16 protein-coding genes are annotated in these 20417 nt (G+C 36.1%); 5 read left to right on the top strand and 11 right to left on the bottom strand.

The genetic code is table 11. The features are described from left to right. Positions 1–47: 47 nt before the first annotated feature. The 4 genes from ACN4EE_RS05420 to ACN4EE_RS05405 all read right to left on the bottom strand — a co-directional run bounded on the left by ACN4EE_RS05420 (position 48) and on the right by ACN4EE_RS05405 (position 5843). On the bottom strand, positions 48–749 hold the full coding sequence (locus tag ACN4EE_RS05420) for an MgtC/SapB family protein (protein WP_431705392.1): 702 nt from the start codon (positions 747–749) through the stop codon (positions 48–50). Positions 750–940: 191 nt separating this feature from the next. Beyond that, positions 941–2449, bottom strand: coding sequence for a magnesium transporter (gene mgtE / locus ACN4EE_RS05415; protein ID WP_431705391.1), 1509 nt, complete (start codon positions 2447–2449; stop codon positions 941–943). A gap of 142 nt (positions 2450–2591) precedes the next feature. Continuing rightward, positions 2592–3959, bottom strand: coding sequence for a magnesium transporter (gene mgtE, locus ACN4EE_RS05410; protein ID WP_431705390.1), 1368 nt, complete (start codon positions 3957–3959; stop codon positions 2592–2594). Positions 3960–4922: 963 nt separating this feature from the next. Then, entirely contained in the window at positions 4923–5843 is a 921-nt protein-coding gene (locus ACN4EE_RS05405; protein WP_431705389.1) for an NAD(+) kinase, read from the bottom strand. Between the two features lie 356 nt (positions 5844–6199). Between ACN4EE_RS05405 and ACN4EE_RS05400 the strand changes: the two genes are divergently transcribed. The 3 genes from ACN4EE_RS05400 (at position 6200) to ACN4EE_RS05390 (ending at position 8943) form a co-directional block, all read left to right on the top strand. Beyond that, positions 6200–6778, top strand: a complete 579-nt coding sequence (locus tag ACN4EE_RS05400; protein WP_431705388.1) for an adenylate kinase — start codon at positions 6200–6202, stop codon at positions 6776–6778. Positions 6779–6830: 52 nt separating this feature from the next. Then, positions 6831–7691: a tRNA (5-methylaminomethyl-2-thiouridine)(34)-methyltransferase MnmD gene (locus ACN4EE_RS05395; RefSeq protein WP_431705387.1), complete on the top strand. Its 861-nt coding sequence runs from the start codon at positions 6831–6833 to the stop codon at positions 7689–7691. Between the two features lie 235 nt (positions 7692–7926). Further along, positions 7927–8943: a response regulator gene (locus ACN4EE_RS05390; RefSeq protein WP_431705386.1), complete on the top strand. Its 1017-nt coding sequence runs from the start codon at positions 7927–7929 to the stop codon at positions 8941–8943. A 17-nt stretch (positions 8944–8960) separates the two neighbouring features. Here the strand turns inward: ACN4EE_RS05390 and ACN4EE_RS05385 are convergent, their stop codons facing one another. Genes ACN4EE_RS05385 through ACN4EE_RS05370 form a run of 4 tightly spaced genes read right to left on the bottom strand, consistent with a single transcriptional unit; the run spans position 8961 to position 13819 of the window. Further along, a complete protein-coding gene (locus ACN4EE_RS05385; protein ID WP_431705385.1) occupies positions 8961–11498 on the bottom strand; it encodes a hypothetical protein in 2538 nt (845 codons plus the stop codon). 43 nt (positions 11499–11541) lie between these two features. Beyond that, entirely contained in the window at positions 11542–12609 is a 1068-nt protein-coding gene (locus ACN4EE_RS05380) for a hypothetical protein (protein WP_431705384.1), read from the bottom strand. Further along, the gene (locus tag ACN4EE_RS05375; protein ID WP_431705383.1) at positions 12560–13048 is read right to left on the bottom strand and encodes a type IV pilus modification PilV family protein; all 489 of its coding nucleotides are present in this window, start codon (positions 13046–13048) and stop codon (positions 12560–12562) included. The genes ACN4EE_RS05380 and ACN4EE_RS05375 overlap by 50 nt, the downstream gene beginning before the upstream one ends. Positions 13049–13072: 24 nt before the next feature. Continuing rightward, positions 13073–13819 carry a pilus assembly FimT family protein gene (locus tag ACN4EE_RS05370; RefSeq protein ID WP_431705382.1) on the bottom strand — a complete coding sequence of 249 codons (747 nt, stop codon included), beginning with the start codon at positions 13817–13819 and terminating at the stop codon, positions 13073–13075. A gap of 810 nt (positions 13820–14629) precedes the next feature. Here ACN4EE_RS05370 and ACN4EE_RS05365 point away from each other — a divergent pair. Then, positions 14630–15361: a PulJ/GspJ family protein gene (locus tag ACN4EE_RS05365; RefSeq protein ID WP_431705381.1), complete on the top strand. Its 732-nt coding sequence runs from the start codon at positions 14630–14632 to the stop codon at positions 15359–15361. A 110-nt stretch (positions 15362–15471) separates the two neighbouring features. On the opposite strand, the gene ACN4EE_RS05360 is transcribed toward ACN4EE_RS05365, so the two are convergent. Beyond that, a complete protein-coding gene (locus ACN4EE_RS05360; RefSeq protein ID WP_431705380.1) occupies positions 15472–17106 on the bottom strand; it encodes an alpha-D-glucose phosphate-specific phosphoglucomutase in 1635 nt (544 codons plus the stop codon). A 136-nt stretch (positions 17107–17242) separates the two neighbouring features. Here ACN4EE_RS05360 and ACN4EE_RS05355 point away from each other — a divergent pair, with 136 nt between their 5' ends. Beyond that, the gene (locus tag ACN4EE_RS05355) at positions 17243–18115 is read left to right on the top strand and encodes a 6-pyruvoyl trahydropterin synthase family protein (RefSeq protein WP_431705379.1); all 873 of its coding nucleotides are present in this window, start codon (positions 17243–17245) and stop codon (positions 18113–18115) included. Between the two features lie 92 nt (positions 18116–18207). On the opposite strand, the gene ACN4EE_RS05350 is transcribed toward ACN4EE_RS05355, so the two are convergent. Continuing rightward, positions 18208–20082 carry a hypothetical protein gene (locus ACN4EE_RS05350; protein WP_431705378.1) on the bottom strand — a complete coding sequence of 625 codons (1875 nt, stop codon included), beginning with the start codon at positions 20080–20082 and terminating at the stop codon, positions 18208–18210. A 107-nt stretch (positions 20083–20189) separates the two neighbouring features. Then, a partial coding sequence (locus ACN4EE_RS05345) for a zinc ribbon domain-containing protein (RefSeq protein WP_431705377.1) occupies positions 20190–20417 on the bottom strand: 228 nt, incomplete at its 5' end.

Raw genomic sequence — 20417 nt, 5'->3', positions numbered from 1 at the left:
TAATAACTACTGTAAAAGAGCCATTGTTTTAAATTTAGCAATTTCCATTAACCAAACTCTTGCTCAATGATACGCCAATTCGCCGCAGTTACCCCCGGTTCGAGACTTAATCTGCTCACAATTTGTTCTAATATTTCATCATTGCGGGTTTGTGTCACTATTTCTGCTTCCACTTCCACTTTATCGGGAAAATCCTCCAAATCTTCACTGCGTAGCGATCGAAGTCTCATGGGAATCAAACTTAAAGATTGGAGTAATAAAGCCCTAACATGAGCCTCATCTTTGCTATGACACATCAGAGAACAAACATAACATAACTCTAACTCAGTATTTTCCAGAGGCTGTTGATTGATTTTATAACCCAAAGGGCGTAAAACGGTATTAGAAATTAAAACTGCCATCGTACCGAATAAAGCCTCTGTTAAAAAACCAGCTCCAGCTAAAGCACCAATAGCGGCGGCACACCAGAGAGTAGCGGCAGTATTTAATCCCCTCACGCTTAATCCTTCCTTGAGAATCACCCCTCCTGCCAAAAAACCGATGCCCGAAACCACTTGAGCTGATACTCTAGTGGGGCTTGAATCTCCGGGGGTTAAAACTGAGAGCATGACAAATAAAGCGGCTCCAGTGGAAACTAAAGTATTAGTGCGTAATCCTGCCATACGTTGTCGCCATTGTCTTTCTAACCCTAAACCTGAACCCAACAAGAAGGCAACCGCTAATCTGATGGCAAATTCTAAGCTACTCATGGATATTTTAATTTGATGATAAAAGAGCTATTTTTGAGATAGTCTAACGATTGTTGGTAAAGAAAAGATTAAGAAAACCGAAAGTTTAAATGGATTAAGTTTAAATGGGTTGAACAATGTTCAACCCCTACAATCTGAAAATACATTCAATCTCGATTAACCGAGTAGGGTGGGCATTGCCCATCAATCACCTAAATCTGGATTAACCAAGTAGCCATAGAAAAATAAATCCATAAGCCCACAAAGTCCTGAATCGTAGTGATAAAAGGATCAGCACCCGGTCCATGATCGAAGCCTAATTTTAGCATAATCCAAGGTAGTGCCGCCCCTAAAGTTGCCCCTAAAGTAATAGCAGAAACCAAAGCCACGATTACTACTAAGGCTAGTTGAGGGATGTCATTAGGCGCACCCTGCCAAAAATAAGTAATAATTCCTGCGATCGCACCTAAAATAAGACCCATAGTCACACCAATACGGCTTTCTCGAAACAGATAGGGGAAAAAGTTATTAATGTTGAGTTGATCCCATGCTAAACCCCTCGCAAAAATCGTAGTTGACTGAGTACCAACATTTCCTCCCATATCCATCACAAGGGGGATAAAAATGGCTACCGCAGGAATACTGGCTAAAACTCCCTCAAAATTTTCAATCACACCACCGACAATCATGCCACCAATCAGGGTGATAATCAGAAAAGTAATTCTCAGTTTGACTGCATACCATAGTTCACCTCTCACCAGTTTTTCACTCCAGACTTTATCTCGACTGAGGAGGTTTCCTACCCCTGCTTGAGCTAGGGCGGTATCGGTGGCTTCTTCTTGGACTAATTCGATGGCATCTTCAAAGTTAATACTACCCACTAATTTACCATCACCGTCCACTACGGGAATGAGGGGAAGATCATTGTCTTTGAGTAATCTTACTGCTCTTTCATCTCGATCGATCGTTGCCACAGCAATGTTAGTGCCTTCTAAGAGAATGTTAATAGGTTCATGAGGATCACATCGTAGTAAACGAACAGTACGGAAAAAACCACGATAAAAACCCTGCTCATCCACAATAAAAATAATAGCTAGTTCATTGGCACTCAGACGAGAACGACGCACTGCCTCTAGAGCTTGTTGAACCGTAGTGCTACCCTGAATCGCTAAATAATTCGGGTTCATCATTCTACCCACTGTGCCTTCCCCATGACTCAGTAGTACATCAATATTTTTACGTTCTTGAGCAGAAAGATTATTGATGATTTCTATGGCTTGTTTTTCTGGAAGTTCATCTAATAGGTGTACTCGATCGTCAATTTCGAGGTTACGAATAAGGTTAATTGCCGTTTCTTGATCAAGGGCAGAAATTAAACCTGCTTGATCTTCCGATCGTAAATAAGAAAAAACCTCCATCGCCTTTTCCGTTTGCAGAGAGCCAAAAGCCATGGGGCGTTGCTCTGGGTTAATATCCATCAATAATTCAGCTATGTCAGCAGGGGGAAGATTGATCCCTGATTCTTCCTCATAGCTTTTCACTTTTTCCCAAATTAAATCGATACGATCGATCGCTTCTTGAGGGGATATTTTACCCCCCGTTTGTAGAGAAGAAATCAACTCAACTCGTTGGACAAAATCCTGTAAATTAGCATTAAATAATAGATGTTTTGGATTTAATTCACCATAGTAACGGGAAATTTTGTTTGTTCTTTCATTCATATCACACCTCTTAGGTTTTCGGTTATAGAAGTTATGCAAAATAATTATGTTGATTTGTTTCGTAGGGGTTGAATAATATTCAACTTTGAAAGGCTTTTGATTTTTTCGTTTGGTGGGCAATGCCCACTCTACATTTAAGAGATTAAACAGCTTCAATCAGCCATGTAGCGAGGGAAAAATAGACCCAAAGTCCTGTAAAATCTTTGATAGTAGTAATTAAAGGATCGGCACCGGGTCCATGATCAAAGCCAAGTTTTAACATCACCCAAGGTAACAATGCACCCAATACAGCCCCCGTAATGACGACTACCACTAAGGCAATAGCAACGACAATACCAATTTGGGGAATATCATTAGGGATACCTTGCCAGAAATAAGCGATCGCACCAGAAACTGAGCCTAAAATTAAGCCCATCAATAAACCAATTCGAGCTTCTCGGAGGATATAGAAAAAATAACGGTTAAGATTAATTTGCTCCCATGCCATACCTCTGGCAAATACTGTTGTTGACTGAGTGCCAACATTACCCCCCATATCCATGACTAAGGGAATAAAAACGGCGGCGGCGGGGATAGTCTCAATTACTTCCTCAAATGTTTCTATTACTCCCCCTACTAACATTCCTCCTAATAGAGTGACGATTAAAAAGGCAATTCTGAGGCGAATAGAGTACCAAGGAGAACCTTTTACAAGGCGATCGCTCCAAATTTTATCCCGACTGAGAAGATTTCCCACCCCTGCTTGAGATAAAGTGCTTTCGTCTATTTCTTCTTCTACCAAGTGAATGACATCATCAAAGGTAACATCCCCAATTAAACGCCCTTCGCTATCGACAACAGGAATAGCAGGAAGTTCATAATCTTGCAATAACTTGACGGCTTTTAAATTTTCCTCCTTAGCAGAAATTGCGACAACAGGAGTAGATAGTAATTCGCCGATAAGTACTTCTGAGTCTTGTTTGAGTAAATCGATCGTACGGACAAAACCCCGATAATATCTTTGATTATCTACCACAAAAATTAAGTCTAATTGATTATCTTTGAGGTTAGATTCACGAATTAACTCTTGAGTTAAACCGACAGTAATATTTTCTTTTACCGCCAGATAACGAATATTCATCATGCGCCCAACGGAGTCTTCGGGAAAACCTAATAATAAATCCACTCCCGTGCGATCGATCGGGTTAAGATTAGCAATGACTTTTTTCGTCACTTTAGCAGGTAATTCCCCAAATAAACGAACTCGATCGTCAATTTCCAAAGTGTTAATTAAATCATTCATTTCCCCGCTACTCATGGCAGTAATTAATTCTGCCTGTTGTTCGGGACGCATATATTCAAACACTTGGATAGCTTTATCCTTGTCGATTAACCAGAAGGCTAAAGCACGTTTTTTCGGTTCAATGTCCATCAACTGTAGCACTAATTCCGCCGATGGAAGACGATTAGCTTCTTTTTTAGCCGCTTCGAGGGCAAAGGGTTCGAGCAAATCTTTTAAAATATTTCTCATGACGATCGATCTCCTTACTGATTGTTAGCCAAGTATTGAGGAGAAAATCTAGTATGTATCTATACCTAACATCATCAACTTTAATTGGTGCATGGGTTATCATCATTTGCGATATAAGTTCCCCCTTTATTTAAGGCAGGGTGTTTTCATTATCAAAAATGTTAATTTCCAAAACTCCCTAGACGTATAAAATGCAGATGTTTTTTAACAATAATCAATTCATCTGTAAAAATCTGATTTTGTAGGAAAATTTTAACTCACTTTAGTAGAGTTGAGCTATTAGCAATGAAATAAATTTCATTGTGGGATAAGGGTTGTAACCGATAAACCGCTTTGCAATAAATTGACAAAGCTAATAACAAAAGTCGGCTAAAGCGACTAAGAAAAATTAAATTTTATCCCACGAAAACATTTGACACATAGCAAAAAGCTAGTGACTGCAAAGCACGAATTAGAATTAATTTTGTTAGGCAATAAAAAAGCCCTATAAATGCTGTTAAAACTGTTGCGAGTTGAAAAAACCTCTCTAGGCATTTCATGAAAAAACAACAGTGATTTTCCCATAAAAAACCACCATCAAAACCCAGAGTTAAAAGCTCTTAATTGTTGATTAAGATTAGTTTAAATTCGATCCGTTCCCTTTGAGTCACCCTTCGGCAGTGATCAAAGAGACAAAATACAAACAAAAGTAAGATTATATCTATTTGACCACTTTTAGAAATAAAACCGATGATGACTCGGTCTAGGGTCCGGATCTTCCAAAGCCACAACAGGCTTAACTGTCGGGCTACTACTACCAGAAGATTCCATATACTTAGTTTTCAATAAAATTTGTTTACTAGCGAATAATTTTGATTATCGCCACCGTCAACTATAGCAGATATAAAACAAAAAGTCAAGCCTATTTATCAAAAAGGAGAGGTTCGATCGAAATAAAAGTTTTTTTGAATTAAACTACCATTTCTAGTTACGGTGATTATTTTCACAGTAAATTCTCGCCCCTGCCCATTGCAATTTTTCCCGAAGTGTTTTATAAAAAGAATGAGATTCCCTTAATATGATAAATTGGGCTTGACAATCTGCCATACTTACCCTTACCCATTGCCCAGGCCATATTGCAGTAGCTAATACTCCATCCATCCATAATTTATTATTTAGTTCGTAATCTCCTAGTGTCCAAATACTTACAACCGATCGAGGTGGCAAAAGTAAAGGGCGACTGGATAAACTAAGAGGGCAAATGGGAGTTACTGCAATGGTACTCATGCCGGGGTGTATAATGGGACCATTAGCAGAAGCAGTATAACAGGTTGAACCCGTAGGGGTAGAAACGATTAAACCGTCTCCATGATACTGATCTACTACTTCGCCATCCACTTCCATTTCAAGAATAGAGGTGGGCATTCTATCTAAACAGGCGGGTTTAACACACATCTCATTTAAGCAGAAAAATCGATCGCTCACGGCTTCCACATCATCTCTATTTCTTTCCCAAATTTGCGCCTCTAACATCATGCGTCTTTCTACGGCATATAAATCATTTTCGAGGCGATGCCAAAGGGTTGAAGTGTCTTGAAATAAGCTAAATGGTTCGGTTAAAAACCCTAAATGTCCTCCCACATTTACCGCTAAAATGGGGATGTTTTCTGGTGCTAGATGACGGGCAGCCGCTAATATTGTACCATCTCCTCCTAATATAATTCCCAGATCGATCGATTGGGTGGCGGAGGCTAAAAATACGGGATAGGGATTATCTTTAATGCCACTAGGTCCTAATAATACTTTACAATCACGCGCTTCTAACTCTTTAGCGCATCTTTCCGCCCATGCCTTACTTTCTTTGTCTCCTGCTTTATAGGCAATAATTACTTGTTTTAACTGCACAATTTTTTAAGAATAATTAAATGGTTTGTAATAATTTTATTGTCAATAATAATAAATTTTATCACTATTGCCTATTTCCTCGTTTTTATAATTAAAATATAGCAATCCTAAATCATTTATGAGAAATAATAGCGTGATAAGAAACATCTCTTAAAACCAACAATTAGACTAAACACTTTGATTTATCAGTATTTTACCTGACACCTGACACCTGACACCTATCTTTATGATAATCTTACAACTCAAATAGGATCGCTATAGTCTAATAAGTTTAGAAGAAGCCAAAAAAATTGCTATTTTTAGCTACAATTCATCTAATATTATCTTAGAATTTATTATGGGGACTGCTCAAATTTATGGTTAGATTAATTATGTTAGGAGGACCTGGTTCTGGAAAAGGTACTCAAGCATTAAAAATAGGTAAAGACCTTGATATTACTATCATATCTACAGGGGATATTTTGCGTACTGCCATTACTTCCGATGATGATTTGGGCAAAAAAGCAAGGGAATATGTGGAAAAAGGCGAGTTAGTTCCCGATCGAATGATGATTGAATTTATGAAGCAACGTCTTTTGCAAGATGATGTAGCGAAGGGTTGGGTATTGGAAGGTTATCCTCGCACGGCATTTCAGGCGGAAGAATTAGATTTTTTATTAGAAGATTTAGAGCAAAAAATTAACTACGCAATTTATTTAGATGTTACGGAAGAAACTATGATTCAACGCTCTTTAAATCGAGGGGATATTGATGATAAATTAGATGTCGTAAAAAAAAGAATTGAGCTTTTTAAACAACGCACTACTCCCATTTTAGAATATTATGAATATAAGCATACTTTAATTACTATATCTGCTGAGGGTTCGATCGAACAAGTGGAAAAGGAAATAGTCGATCGAGCAAAACCTTTCTTAGAAAATACGAAAAAAATTTAGAATTTTAAGTTTATAATGTAGAATTAATCAATTATAAAATATTAGTTATTAAATGAAATTGTGGGAAAAAATAATTACTGCTGACGGTTCACCAACCTTTTATTCTGCTGAGTTTGGAGAGACATTTCATACTAAATATGGAGCTAAATCTGAGGCAGATATTACTTATATTCAAGGTTGTCAAATTCCTCGTAAAATTCAAGAGAAAAATCAGATAAAAATTCTTGATATTTGTTACGGATTAGGATATAATACGGCTTCGGTATTAGATTTTATTATGAGCAATAATCCCCAATGTTCGATCGAACTTATTGCCTTAGAATTAGATGAAAACGTACCAAAAGAAGCCCTTAAAAATAATTTATTGCATCATTATTCCTCAAAAACCATCGAGATTTTAACCACATTATTAACAGAAAAAGAAGTTAATTTACCCTTACTTAAAATCAAATTATTGATAGGAGATGCAAGACAAACATTATCTCAATTAGTGCCTCCAAATTTTCAAGCTGATGCCGTATTTTTTGATCCTTTTTCTCCCCCTAAATGTCCTCAACTTTGGACAGTCGAATTTTTAACCCTTGTAGCACAGCGTTTAGATGAAAATGGAATCCTTGCCACCTATTCTTGTTCAGCAGGAGTACGCAAAGCCCTTCAATTAGCAGGTTTAACCATCGGGAATAACTATTGTATAGGCAGACGATCGCCCGGTACTGTTGCGACAAAAGGATTTCAACTATTGTCTCCCCTCTCTCCGATGGAATTAGAACATTTGCACACCAAAGCCTCTATTCCCTTTCGGGATGCAACTCTACAAGATACAAAAGAAATTATAAAATTACGCCGTGAACAAGAGCAATCTTTAAGTAATTTAGAGTCCACAAGTCAATGGAAGAAACGCTGGTTTTCTTAGCTTATTAATTCTTGGTACAAATGCTTAAATCTCAATCAGTCTTTATAAAAAATGTCGTGAAATAGATTTTTATTTAACCTGAATTTGCGTATTTTAACTGAGGTCGATCGAGCTGAAATGGTGAACTATATAGCTATAGAGAAAATCAGAACTTAGGCAATTCAAACAATTTTTGAAAGTAATAGTTAAAAGTCTGAAAAATAATCTAACCCATTATTACCATAAGCTGTGTGTCATGAGTAACTATCAAAATATCCTAACATTAGAACGACAAGAAAGATTTTTGACGGCGGTTTCTACCCCTACAAAAATTATGGTAGTAGATGATCAACCTTTAAGTTTATTACAAGCTGTGGACTTAATCAAATATAAAGGTTATGATTCGATCGAATGTATGGATAGTCGTCAGGTGATGGAATTAGCGTTTCAACATCAACCCGACGTAATTTTGATGGATGTTTTTATGCCAGACATTAACGGTTTTGAAGTGGCAAAAATGCTTAAATTACAACCTCAAACCAAATCAATCCCTATTGTTTTAATGTCTGTTTCCGATGAACCAAACTTATGGCAACAAGCCCTTAAAATAGGTATAGAAGAAGTAATCTTAAAACCTTTAGAACCTAGTTGTCTATATCCGAAACTGAACAATCTAAGTCAGCAAAAACGCCTCAATGAAGGATTAAATCAAACTCAAAAAGTACTGTTTACCCTTGCTATGGCTATTGAACAACGATCGATCAACCGTTGTCAATCATCCTTAAAGTTAGCTAACTTAGCCATGAAATTCGGGCAATATTTACAACTATCGGATACAGATATAGAAGATTTAATTTCTTCAGCCTATCTCCATGATATAGGTACAATCAGCATTCCAGAGCATATTTTAGGAAAGTCCACACCCCTCACCGATGAAGAAAAAGAGATTATTCATCAACACGTTATTATCGGTGAACAAATTTGTCAACCCTTGAGTAGTCGAAAAAATTTACTAGCAATTATTCGTCATCACCATGAAAAATGGAACGGCACAGGCTATCCCGATGGATTATCCCAAGACAATATTCCCTATCTCGCCCAAGTTTTTCAGATGGTAGATATTTATGATGCGCTGATTAATGAACGTTGCTATAAACCATCTTACTCGTTCGATCGATCTTTAGAGATTATGGAAGAAGAAGTAAACAAAGGTTGGCGTAATCCTCAACTTTTCAAGCAATTTAAAAACTTTATCTTAGACAATATAGGATAAACCTTTGCTTTGTTTCTTTATTGTTCAAAACTACGAATAAAAGATTCCTGTGTTAAAGATACAAATTGAGGGGTTAAAGGGGGTAAATTGAGAGGATTATTAAAATCTTGATCATAATCCCAATCCCGTTGGGGTGCAGTATAAATATTTCCACCATGACTCCAGTTACCATTAGAGCGTAAAGGAGTAGAAATACTGACGAATGATCCTCTATATTGCCAAAGAGTCCCTCCCCAATTTTCCAAAAAGCGAGGATAGTTTTCTAAACCACCGTTATAGGATGTTCCATTAGTGACATCCGTACCTGCTAACACCGCCGCATTAAATACAGTGGCTGTGGGAGTAATAGCGTCTCCATTGAGCTGATTACAATTCGCATTATTGGCACGATTAATTGCACTATCGGCAACGATAATACAAGCATTAGAAAGGGGATTAAAAGTGTCTGCTAGAAAAGAGGCTGGTTGTTTGTTGACGTTGTTATAATCTCCTTGAGGATAAATGGCTTGATCCGTGGCGATCGTCAATCCTGTAGGATCGGGATAAGTGGCAGTTTCAGCTAAACCAAATAATTGTTGCCCTTTGATCACCGCAAAACCATAGCGACTTGCATTCGTAGCGGCATTAAGATAAGTTACACCATCGATCGTAGCATGAAGAACCATTCCTCCTTGAGAGTTGTCAATGGCTGCTAAACCAAGACGTTGAAAAGAATGTTCAGGGGCATTGTTGTCGGCAGGCGCTTTGATATAAAGTAAACCATTAGCAGAAGCTAAATTGTTTCCAGTAGTAAGATGAACTCCGTCTCGATTCCATACTGCCATACTTTGAATATTTAGCTGTAATAAACGCATATCTCGGTTTTCTCTGTTATTAAAGAAACGATAGAAAGATAAATGATTGGCATTATCTCGACCGATTTCTGTAATTGGTGCTCCGATAAAACAACGGGCAGTATTAGGAATAGGATTATTACTAGCATCATATTGTGACAATCCAGCTATTTGTTGAGCCGTCATGTCATCTAAATTATTAGTAGCTTGATTTCTTTCGCTTTGATTAGTAAAAGCCTGTTGTAATTTACTATTTTGTCTTAATTGAGCTGTATTTGTGGCAAAACTACCATATAAATTGGTATTTTGATTTCTAACATTTTTGATGGGTAAAGACATGAAAGAAAAACGAAGGGGGGCATCTTGAGACTGGATTTGTTCTTGAATGTATTTTTGTGCTTCTTCCCTAAAGTTATTTTTTTGTACGGCGGTTAAACCATTCCACCAAGTCGCTAAACTACCTGATAAGGTTGCGGGGGTACAGATATGATAGGGAGAAGTGCTAGGAATGGCGGCTAAATCTGCACCAACCATTACTGGTTGATAAAAACTAGCTAATTGTTGATTCGTAAAATTTCTCGTCACAGGGCTACTTAGAGCTTGACCTGTACTACTGGTTCGATCGATCGCCGTCACTTCAAAAGGTATGTTGTTTTTCAGATAGTTAAAATTACCATTTGTTGCTGTTGCTTGGGGTTTAAACTTGATGCGAATATCAGCATTTATATAATAGTCTCCACTGGTGGTTAAAATACTGGGAGTAGGGATAGAAACAGGAGCTTCCGTTCTTACTTGTACTTGAGTACCCCAAGCGGTTCTGATGCGAGTCGGATCCATGGCATTGGTAGTTTGAGTTGTGCTACCTGTACCATTAAATAATAAATTTAAGGCTGTAGCGACACTGTTATCAATTTGGACTCTACCATCAGGATAGGTAGTATTATTATTTTTTCTCCGATTAAAAATATCTCTTACGGTAGTGACTTGCCCTCTAATTCTTAAAGTGTTATCACTGCCTAAATATAAATCACCGTTAGTGTGAACAGGTCCGGATAATGTCATATTTGGACCGGGTAAGATTTCCAAATCTCCTGTATAGAAAGCCGCAAACTGAAACATGGGAATTAAACGACTTTTCACATCCATTTGTAAAATAGCAACCGCTTGTTTTCCTTGAGCAGTGGCTTCATTGTTGTCCTTAAAGGCTAAAGAGAAGATGGAATGACCATATTCAACCATATTTAAACCCTGAAAAGCATTGCCCCTCGGTACAACTCCGATCGAACCTTCTCCGTTATTAATTGGTACAACATAGGTTGTCACCGAACCACTACCCCGACGAGGATCAGCAGAGGGAACTTCAAATCTGTCACATTTAAAATCAAGAGTACCATCATTGGTCGTATCATCATCAAAACAGGCGGTAGTAGAAGTTGGGGAAGTTCCTTTTGGTTGCTCAGAGTTTAAATAGACTTCCCTGAGTTTATTTGCCCTTAAATTTAATCCCGCCTCTGCCCCATAAAATCCACTATTACTGTCCACCGTAGCGGTATTGCTATATTTTTCGACTCGGCTTGTTCGAGCGTATAGTGCCACTAATCCTGCTAAACCGACAACAACACCAATGGCTAAAACTAGCACATAACCTTCTTGATGATTAGCTTTCCTTTGGAGTAAAAAACTGAGGAATTTTTGACGGAAATTTCGATCGATGGTTTTCATAGTGATTAAAAATGGTAAGAAAAATAAATTATTAAAAATAAAATTAAAAACTGAGACGATTACGAGGGAAGAATTTCTGGGTTAGGCTTAAATCTTCCTCTTGTAAAACCCCTGCCGTAGTAGAGTTGGTATCTTCACCGGGTAGTATTTTTGCTGTAACGTTAATACTTTTGATTTGCGCCCAAGAATATTCAGTATCCGTAGGAAAATTAGGAGTGCAATCACCCGAAACTGTGGGCGGAATTTTTCGACAAACATACTCTGTTCCTCCCATCTCTATTTGTAAAGTAACCGTAATGTCTAATTTATCAACATTCTCAACAATGTCTAATACTTGGCTATTGTTTAACACCAGTTGCAGATTATTATTCACAACTCGATATTTCCGCTCATCTATCAGATAAATAACACTCCCTTCTAAATATTCACGAGTCCAAGTATGGTTATTCGTTGTCAGATTCACGGTATGAGGAGGTGTATCTACCGAAGGAGTCATATCTTCTCCGTCTTCATCGAGGATTTCTTCCCCCGTATAATCAAAAAATTCACCTCCACCATTTTGATCATAAATGTAAGCATAAAGTGTATCCCCATTACTTTGTCTTAAATCTCGCCATTTTTTGAGAGTATCGGGCCAACCGTCAATAGGTTGAAAATCATTAACTTTACAAAAGTTGTCGTTAGGATCACTATTATCAATTACGTTAGGAGAGCTTGTTGTATTTGCTGTTATGTCTGTGCAAAGATTTAAAAATAAGGGTGATACGGCTTTTCTCACGATGATTTCTGAGGTTTTTTCCGTGCTATCAGGAATGGTTACTTCCGTAATTTCGATCGCAGGTAATTTTGGATCAGAAACTAACCCTTCTCCCGTTTGTTGAATGTCAGGTCCGATCGTGGTAAAAATAGTTCTTAGTCTTTGATTCGCTTCCACTTTTGCCCTGTCACTCAAAAAGATTTGTCGCGCACTCAAAAAGCCACTAAAGGCAAAACCCAGAATAAGGCTACCGATTAATAAAGTTGCCATCGCCTCTAGCATGGTGAATCCATACTTTTGGTGTTTATTGCTGTAAAGTTGTAAATATAGTTTGAACTGTATAAACTTTTTCATTGTTTCTGTTTTTATCTAATATTTGAACGACGATGTATCTGATATTGGAATCCGTAGTAGTAGGACAAGTTGTCACTGTATTTTGAGCGTCTAAAGTTGGCTCAGTATGACATACATATATATCAGCATTGTAGTCATATCCAAAGGAATTTTTATTCAGTATCTGGGTTTTCCCTGAAGTAACTCCCCCGATGTTATTACTGAGTCGGTATCTTATATCATCCAAAATTTCTTTAGATAAAGATACTGCACCCGTTTGTATTTCTTGTTTTAAATTCTCAATTTTTAAAAAGACTAAAAACTGTAAATTAAAGGCAAAAGCCATACTTAAAACTAAAATAGCGACGATACTTTCTAAAAAAGAAAATCCTCCTTCTAAGTTCTTTTTTTTACTTAAAACTGGATATTTTAATTTTTTGAGCCGATAATTTTTCATCATATAAGTTTAATTTTTTAATTAATATTAATTAGTTTCAATAGCTCCACCTTGCAAAATAGTTATAGTGTCCTCATTATTGTTATTACTAATAGTCAAGGTTAAATTAGGTTTCAAATTACCTTCATTATCGAAAATATAAGCAATTCCTCTACTGTTAAAACACAGCATCCAATTAGATACATTTGCTGTAAAAGAAGCCTGATTTGGTAAAGTTATATCGTCTTCTTGAAAAGTGCCATCTGCCCTCCAGTTATTTGACAATTCCACAGTGGCATCTTTTTTTTGATCAGAACCTAATGCTGTTCCTAAAGTTATGGTAGAATTGGTAGTGTCAATAGCTATTATTTCGTTATCGTCTTCACTTCCTACGTTGATTCGATCGCCAACCACAAATCCCCTCGTAGAATAAACTTTTAAGACTTTCAAGTCTGTATCTGTAATAGAGACATCTTCTGCTAATTTCGTCAGGGATTCACAGCCTCTAGTATTAGCGATTTCTACGGCAAACTTATTAGTTGCACTATTCGGACTTGGTTTAATTCTCATGGCGGAAGTAGTAGATACTGCCCTTCCTCTGGTTTGTTGTAAAATACCCTTTATTTGATTACGCCCATCACTGGCACTTTTAGATTCATTGAATAAAAAGCGAGGGGCTGTTAATACTCCAATGATTCCCATGATAGTCATTAAACAGAGTAATTCTAATAAGGTATAACCAGTTTTTTTTCTACTTTTAAAAACTTTAAATATCAATTCTTTTTTCAGGTGCATAAAATACCCCACCCCCGCATTTATACTGTTTTTTTTCAGAGCTATTTTAACAGTATAAACATTTTAATCCCTGATTCTATCAGTAAGAATACTGATTTTAATTATAAATTTTATGTAAAATTAACATCGAAATTATATAGTTATTTTTATACTATTGGTAATAAAAACTGTAATTTTTGTGAATATTGTTTTTATGGATTAAATATATAGATTAAATATTTATTTGAATTTAACTTATTAGAATATAAATCATCTCCCTAAAATATAATATTTTGAGTATATTTTAAATTGTTTTTTCTGAAAATAAATATAGGGCTAAAAAATAAATTATTTTTTGAATGGCTGTAAATTATCAACTTAAAAAGTAAGAATTAAAATAATTAATTACTTGAAAATAAAGACGCAATACTTAAGTGTCAAAAAATTGACATTTGGTCAAATTTAAAATCAAACTCTATGTTTTTTTGTGATATTTTTATTTTTTTGAGAAGTCTCACCTGTTGCCTTTTAAAGAAATTTTAAAATTTCTCAGTAGTTACTGCATAAAATCATCTTTTGCTACTGATAAGTAAATATAGACTTTTTCTTAATCCGATTTTAGTAAATATTAAAGTACTCAGGTACTAAACATGGCTTAAATTTAAACATACGTCACAAGACATTAGGTAGTTAAAAGCCATGATATTTACTTATATCGGATTTTTTTTCAAAATGTAATTATCCTAACATCATATTAGTTAATAATATAACATAATTGAAAGGATTGTCTATGAATTAATCAAAAAATTCAGTATTAGGAGAAATAAAGCCATGAAACAAACAATCATGGTAATGACAAAAATTTTCCCCGATCGATCGTCACAACAAGGTTTAACATTTACAGAATTGTTGAGTGGCGTTGTCATGGGAAGTATAGTTTTAACCGCCGCCGCTAGTGGATTCGTTAATTTACTCAGAGCGAATCAAGACGTAGAATCAAAAACCGTACGCCACGCTGGATTAATCAAAGCGTTAAATTATCTGCAAGAAGACATCAAAGGGGCAAAGTCTGTAACCAAAGAAAAAGTGGGTACAGGAGTTTGTAATTCTTCAGGTGTGGACTCTGAATATTGTTTAGTCTTAACCTATCCTAATAACACACCATTAAGGGCAGGGTGTACGAATAGTCCTAAAATTTATTATGGACTTCGGGATATTAGTGGTACATCTCCCCAAATATGGTTAAAACCTGCTATTTTACGGCGAAAAATTGACTGTGGCATTAATAATCAAGGAAATTGGATTGTGGTAGCCGATGGATTATTGGGCAAAAAAGAGGCAAATCCAGTTACAGATAAAAATAATTTTTGTACACAAGATAGTGTCAATTGGACGGGAAATTTAGATGTTTATGGCGATATGAAGGATGAAAAAGGGGGGTTTCGATTTTGTCTTCATGAAGATAATGAGCAAAACAGATTAGTGAGAATATTTTTATATGGGTATATAGGTAAAGGGCAATCCATTAGTTTAAACACCATATCTTTTACCCGTAGTCAATAGAAATGAAGAATGAAGAATGAAGAATGAAGAATGAAGAATTAACAGTAACCACTATTAACTATTCATTATTAACTATTCACTATCTCCATCAAAATACTATGAGTCAATCCCTAAGTAATGACGGTGGGTACATCACGATCGATAAATTTCTTGATTTGAGCAATTTCTTCGGCAATATTGATTAATTCCCCTAGTGCTTCTTGAGTGTCTAAATCTTGTTTATTCACATCGGGTTCGTAGCTTTCGAGGTAAACTCTTAATGTAGCTCCTTTCGTACCAGTACCAGATAAGCGGAAGATAATTCTCGAATCGTCAGTAAAGCCAATACGAATACCTTGATTAGTGGTGACGCTACCATCTATTGGATCAGTGTAGCTGAAGTCATCGGCATAGGCAACGGTATAATTACCAAATTGTTTACCTTTTAATGTCTCAAATTGGCTTCTGACATGGGTTACTAATGCGTTTGCTCCTTCGGTGGCTACTTCTTCGTAGTCGTGGCGAGAATAAAAGTTCCGCCCGTATTCTTTCCAGTGCGATCGAACTATATTTTCTACAGATTCTCCTCTTACTGCCACAATATTTAACCAGAAAAGCACTGCCCAAAGTCCATCTTTTTCTCGGATATGATTAGAACTCGTGCCGAAACTTTCTTCCCCACAAATAGTAGCTTTATCGGCATCTAAAAGATTGCCAAAAAATTTCCATCCTGTGGGGGTTTCATAACAGTTGATGCCTAATTTCTGCGCAACTTTGTCCACTGCACCACTGGTGGGCATCGATCGAGCTACACCCGTTAAACCTTGTTTGTATCCTTTCACTAAATGAGCATTGGCGGTAATTACGGCTAAACTATCGCTAGGATTAACGAAAAAATTACGTCCTAATATCATATTTCGATCGCCATCACCATCGGAAGCCGCCCCAAAATCAGGTGCATTCTCACTGAATAAAACATCAACCAAACTTTTAGCATAGACGAGATTGGGATCAGGATGTCCACCTCCAAAATCTTCCAAAGGTACACCATTAATTACAGTGCCAGTTTTTGCCCCTAATTTGTCCTCAAAAATTGCCTTAGCATAGGGACCTGTAACAGCGTGTAAAGAGTCCATACACATAGCAAAATCTCCCTTAGAGAGCATATTTCGCAGTAAGTCAAAATCAAACAAAGACTCCATCAACTCAAGATAAGGTTGTACAGAATCGATGACTTCCACATCCATTGTACCTAACTTAAACGAGCCTACATGATCCAAATTGATGTCAGCAGACTCTAAAATTTGATACTGAGTAATAGTTTTAGTTTTGTCGAAAATCGCTTCAGTGACTTTTTCGGGAGCAGGTCCACCGTTACTGATATTATATTTAATGCCGAAATCTCCATCAATACCACCGGGGTTGTGGGAAGCCGAAAGAATAATTCCCCCGTAGGCTTGGTTTTTACGAATGATAGCAGAAGCCGCAGGAGTGGAGAGAATACCATTTAATCCCACTAACACCCTACCGATACCATTAGCTGAAGCCATTTTGAGGATAATTTGGATAGCCTGACGATTATAATAACGACCATCGCCTCCCAATACAAGGGTTTGTCCAGTGATTCCTTCAAGACTGTCAAAAATAGACTGCACAAAATTTTCTAAATAGTGGGGTTGCTGAAAAACCGTAACGGCTTTGCGTAATCCAGATGTACCCGGTTTTTGATCATTAAAGGCTTGAGTTGTAACGGTGATAATACTCATTATTGAAAAAATATTACTAAAATTTAATTATTTTCTGCCCTTAATGTACAATAAAATATCCATTTAAAAGCTCAATTCGATCGATAAAAACATGGTACATTAGAAAAAGATTAAAAAACAAAAACTGTATTGGTTTATGGAATGTATTGTCAATCGGAGAGCGAAATTTAGCGCCAGTCATCGCTATTGGTTGCCAGAATTATCAGAAGCAGAAAACTATAGCCGTTTTGGGGCAAATGCTCGTTTTCCGGGGCATGGGCATAATTACGTCTTATACGTTTCTATCATTGGAGAGTTAGACAAATATGGCATGGTGCAAAATCTTTCTGAGGTGAAAAAAGTCATCAAACAGGAAGTTACCAGTCAACTAGATTATAGTTATCTCAATGATACTTGGGTAGAGTTTCAACAAACGTTACCTACCACCGAAAATATTGCAAGAGTAATCTGGGAGCGTTTATCCCCTTATCTACCCTTAGTAGATATACAATTATACGAACATCCACAACTTTGGGTTAATTATCAAGGAAATAATATGGAAGCCACTTTAACTGTTCAAACTCATTTTAGCGCGGCTCATCGTTTGGCTTTACCTGAGTTAAGTTTTGAAGAAAATAGCGAAATTTATGGTAAATGCGCACGTCCTAATGGACACGGACACAATTATCATTTAGAAGTATCAGTAACGGGTGAAATGGATAGTCGTACGGGTATGATTATTGATTTAGTTGCTTTACAAAAAGTGATTGATGACTATGTAGTTGAACCCTTCGATCATACATTCTTAAATAAAGATATTCCTTATTTTGCGGAAGTTGTACCTACGGCGGAAAATATTGCTGTTTATATTGCTCAATTATTACAAGAACCTATCAAAAAGTTGGGAGCGGAACTTGATAAAGTTAAGTTAATTGAAAGTCCGAATAATTCTTGTGAGATTTTTTGTCGTAAGTCTAACCTCAAAATGCAAAAAAAAAGTGAATCTACTTTACAACCTGTTTTAGCATAGATAAGTATTACCTGAGTTCGATATAAAATTATCGATGAAGGTAAGACTAGGAGAAAATTCACTTAAATCCATATAACGAGAAATGGTATATATCAGAGTAACAAAGCCATAACTGTTGTTTTATCTAATGCTTCTGGAGAAAGATTAATATATTCTTCTTCTTTATTATCTGGTATTTTATCGATAATTTTTGCTCCTGCCGTTATTAAAATTTCATTAAAATCAAGAGAATTAACTAACTTACTGACAAGATATTGTCGGGCTTTCATTGACTGATAATTATAACTAGATGTGATAAAATTACCAATATTTATATTTGCAAAATAAACTCTATTTTCTCCATTAATATTAACAATTACTCCTAAAATATTTTCTTTTTTACTAATTGTTATATTAGCAGAAGCAATAATTTTATTTACATCTACCATATAATTTTGCTGAAAGTTATTCGGTTTTTCCTGTGCGACTAAAATTTTAGCCTCAACTTTTTCTCCTTTTATAAAATTATAATAATTCACCATTAAAATTCGAGCTTCTTGCTGTGCTTGTTTGAGATAAAAAAGCTCAGATGCACCATTAGGAGGCGGTGCGTCTGTGACATCTCCAGAAAATAAAACTTCTTTTTTTTCCGAATAATAATCCGCATCCCAACCGATTTTTCCTGATTCTCCTATCACAGATAAGTCTAAATCGACTCTGTTTTTCTTCGTATTTGTCCAATGAATCCCGACAATCATATCTTCAGTAGTGGTAACATAAGTACCTGTGGGAAAATATCCTGTGAATTGTTTTTCTGTGGCGGGTAAAGCATAATGAACGTTATGGGGAATATAAATAGTTTTGCCCTCAACATTTTTTTTCAAATCCTCCACAATGGAATTGATGACAATATCTAAGGCTTGTTGGGTTTTGTCTTTAACCATATACCACCATTCAAAATCAAATTCTGTTGCCCAACCTTTACCATTTCTCACTCGATAAACGATCGAATCGGAAATATCCAAGCGGTATTTTAAGGCATAAGCGAGACGAATTTTGCGGAAAATGGTTGCTTTTTTGATTTTTTGAGCTAAAGTTTCTAAGTCTAATTTTTCATATTTTATTTGACTGGTGACATTATTTAGATAGTCAACGGGGAGAGGTTTATGTAATTTATTCGCTTTTTTTCTTAGTTGATTAAAATATCTTTTATTACTGGAAATTGATTTCATTGCTAAGAATAATGGCTTAAAGCGAAAGAAAATTGAAGCTAAATTATCGGGAGCTTTTTTTAGTAAAGTATCTAAAAATTTGCCGTTAGATTGTTTAATTTTACCGATAAGATATTTATTTTTTATTAGCAAAGATTCATCGGTTAATTTACTGATCAAATGACGCAAAAATTCTATAGGTTCTGATGGTACAATGCCATAAAAGTCATATAATAAGGCTTTTAATTCTCGGTTGCCTATTTTTTCAACAAAACTAGCATTGAAGTTATGACTTTTGATAATTTCCATTATATCATCGAGGGTTTCTTGGGCTAAGGCAATACCATCGGCTAAATAGATAATCTGCTCAAGAATTTCCTCTGCTGTCATGGCTTTAATTATCACCAACGGAATATCATCGGTAATAGCTGGTAATTCTAATATTTCTTTGGGGATATAAACTGCGTCTTCTCGATAAATACCTAGTCTTTCAAAACCATAGGTAGTAATGTAGTGAATGATTTGTTGGGTAACTAATGATTCCATCCAAGAATCTTGAATTATTTTCCATGATTTATGGAAGGCGGAATTGGCTTTAACCCCTGAAATACCGACAACACTTTCAATTATCTCCAGTAAATCTTCATCAGGCTCGATCGTATTTTCAAGAATATAACCATTTGGAATAGTTCTCAGTAATATTGACTCAGATAAATTTTTCTTTTCTCTATCTTTAACTTCGATCGTATTAAATAATCTTAAGGTTGCTTTATTCATATTTCAAACTCCTTGAATGATAAAGAGGGCGAGAGATAGTGTTAGTACCCAAAACTAATGGCTTACGCCATAATAAGGAATCTCTTTTGCCGCTCTATGAAACTTACTCAAACTTGATCAAGAATAGTCAAGTTCCCACTCTTCATGGGATGGACGTTCACTTCCTGCTTCACCGAATCCCTAATAGACTTGCCATTAAGTTGGTTTGACTCTCCACAGGCTTTACTTTCCGACAAGCTATCGGTAGTTGGATATAACTCCAAATTAATACTAGCATTCAGATCACGATCGATCTTTAAACCGCAATTTTCACACTCATAAACTCTCTTTGAAAG

It is taken from the genome of Geminocystis sp. CENA526 (genome assembly GCF_050753365.1).
Lineage (GTDB): Bacteria > Cyanobacteriota > Cyanobacteriia > Cyanobacteriales > Cyanobacteriaceae > Geminocystis.
The sequence above is the reverse complement of the archived record's forward strand: the minus strand, read 5'-3'. Positions and strand labels throughout refer to the sequence as shown.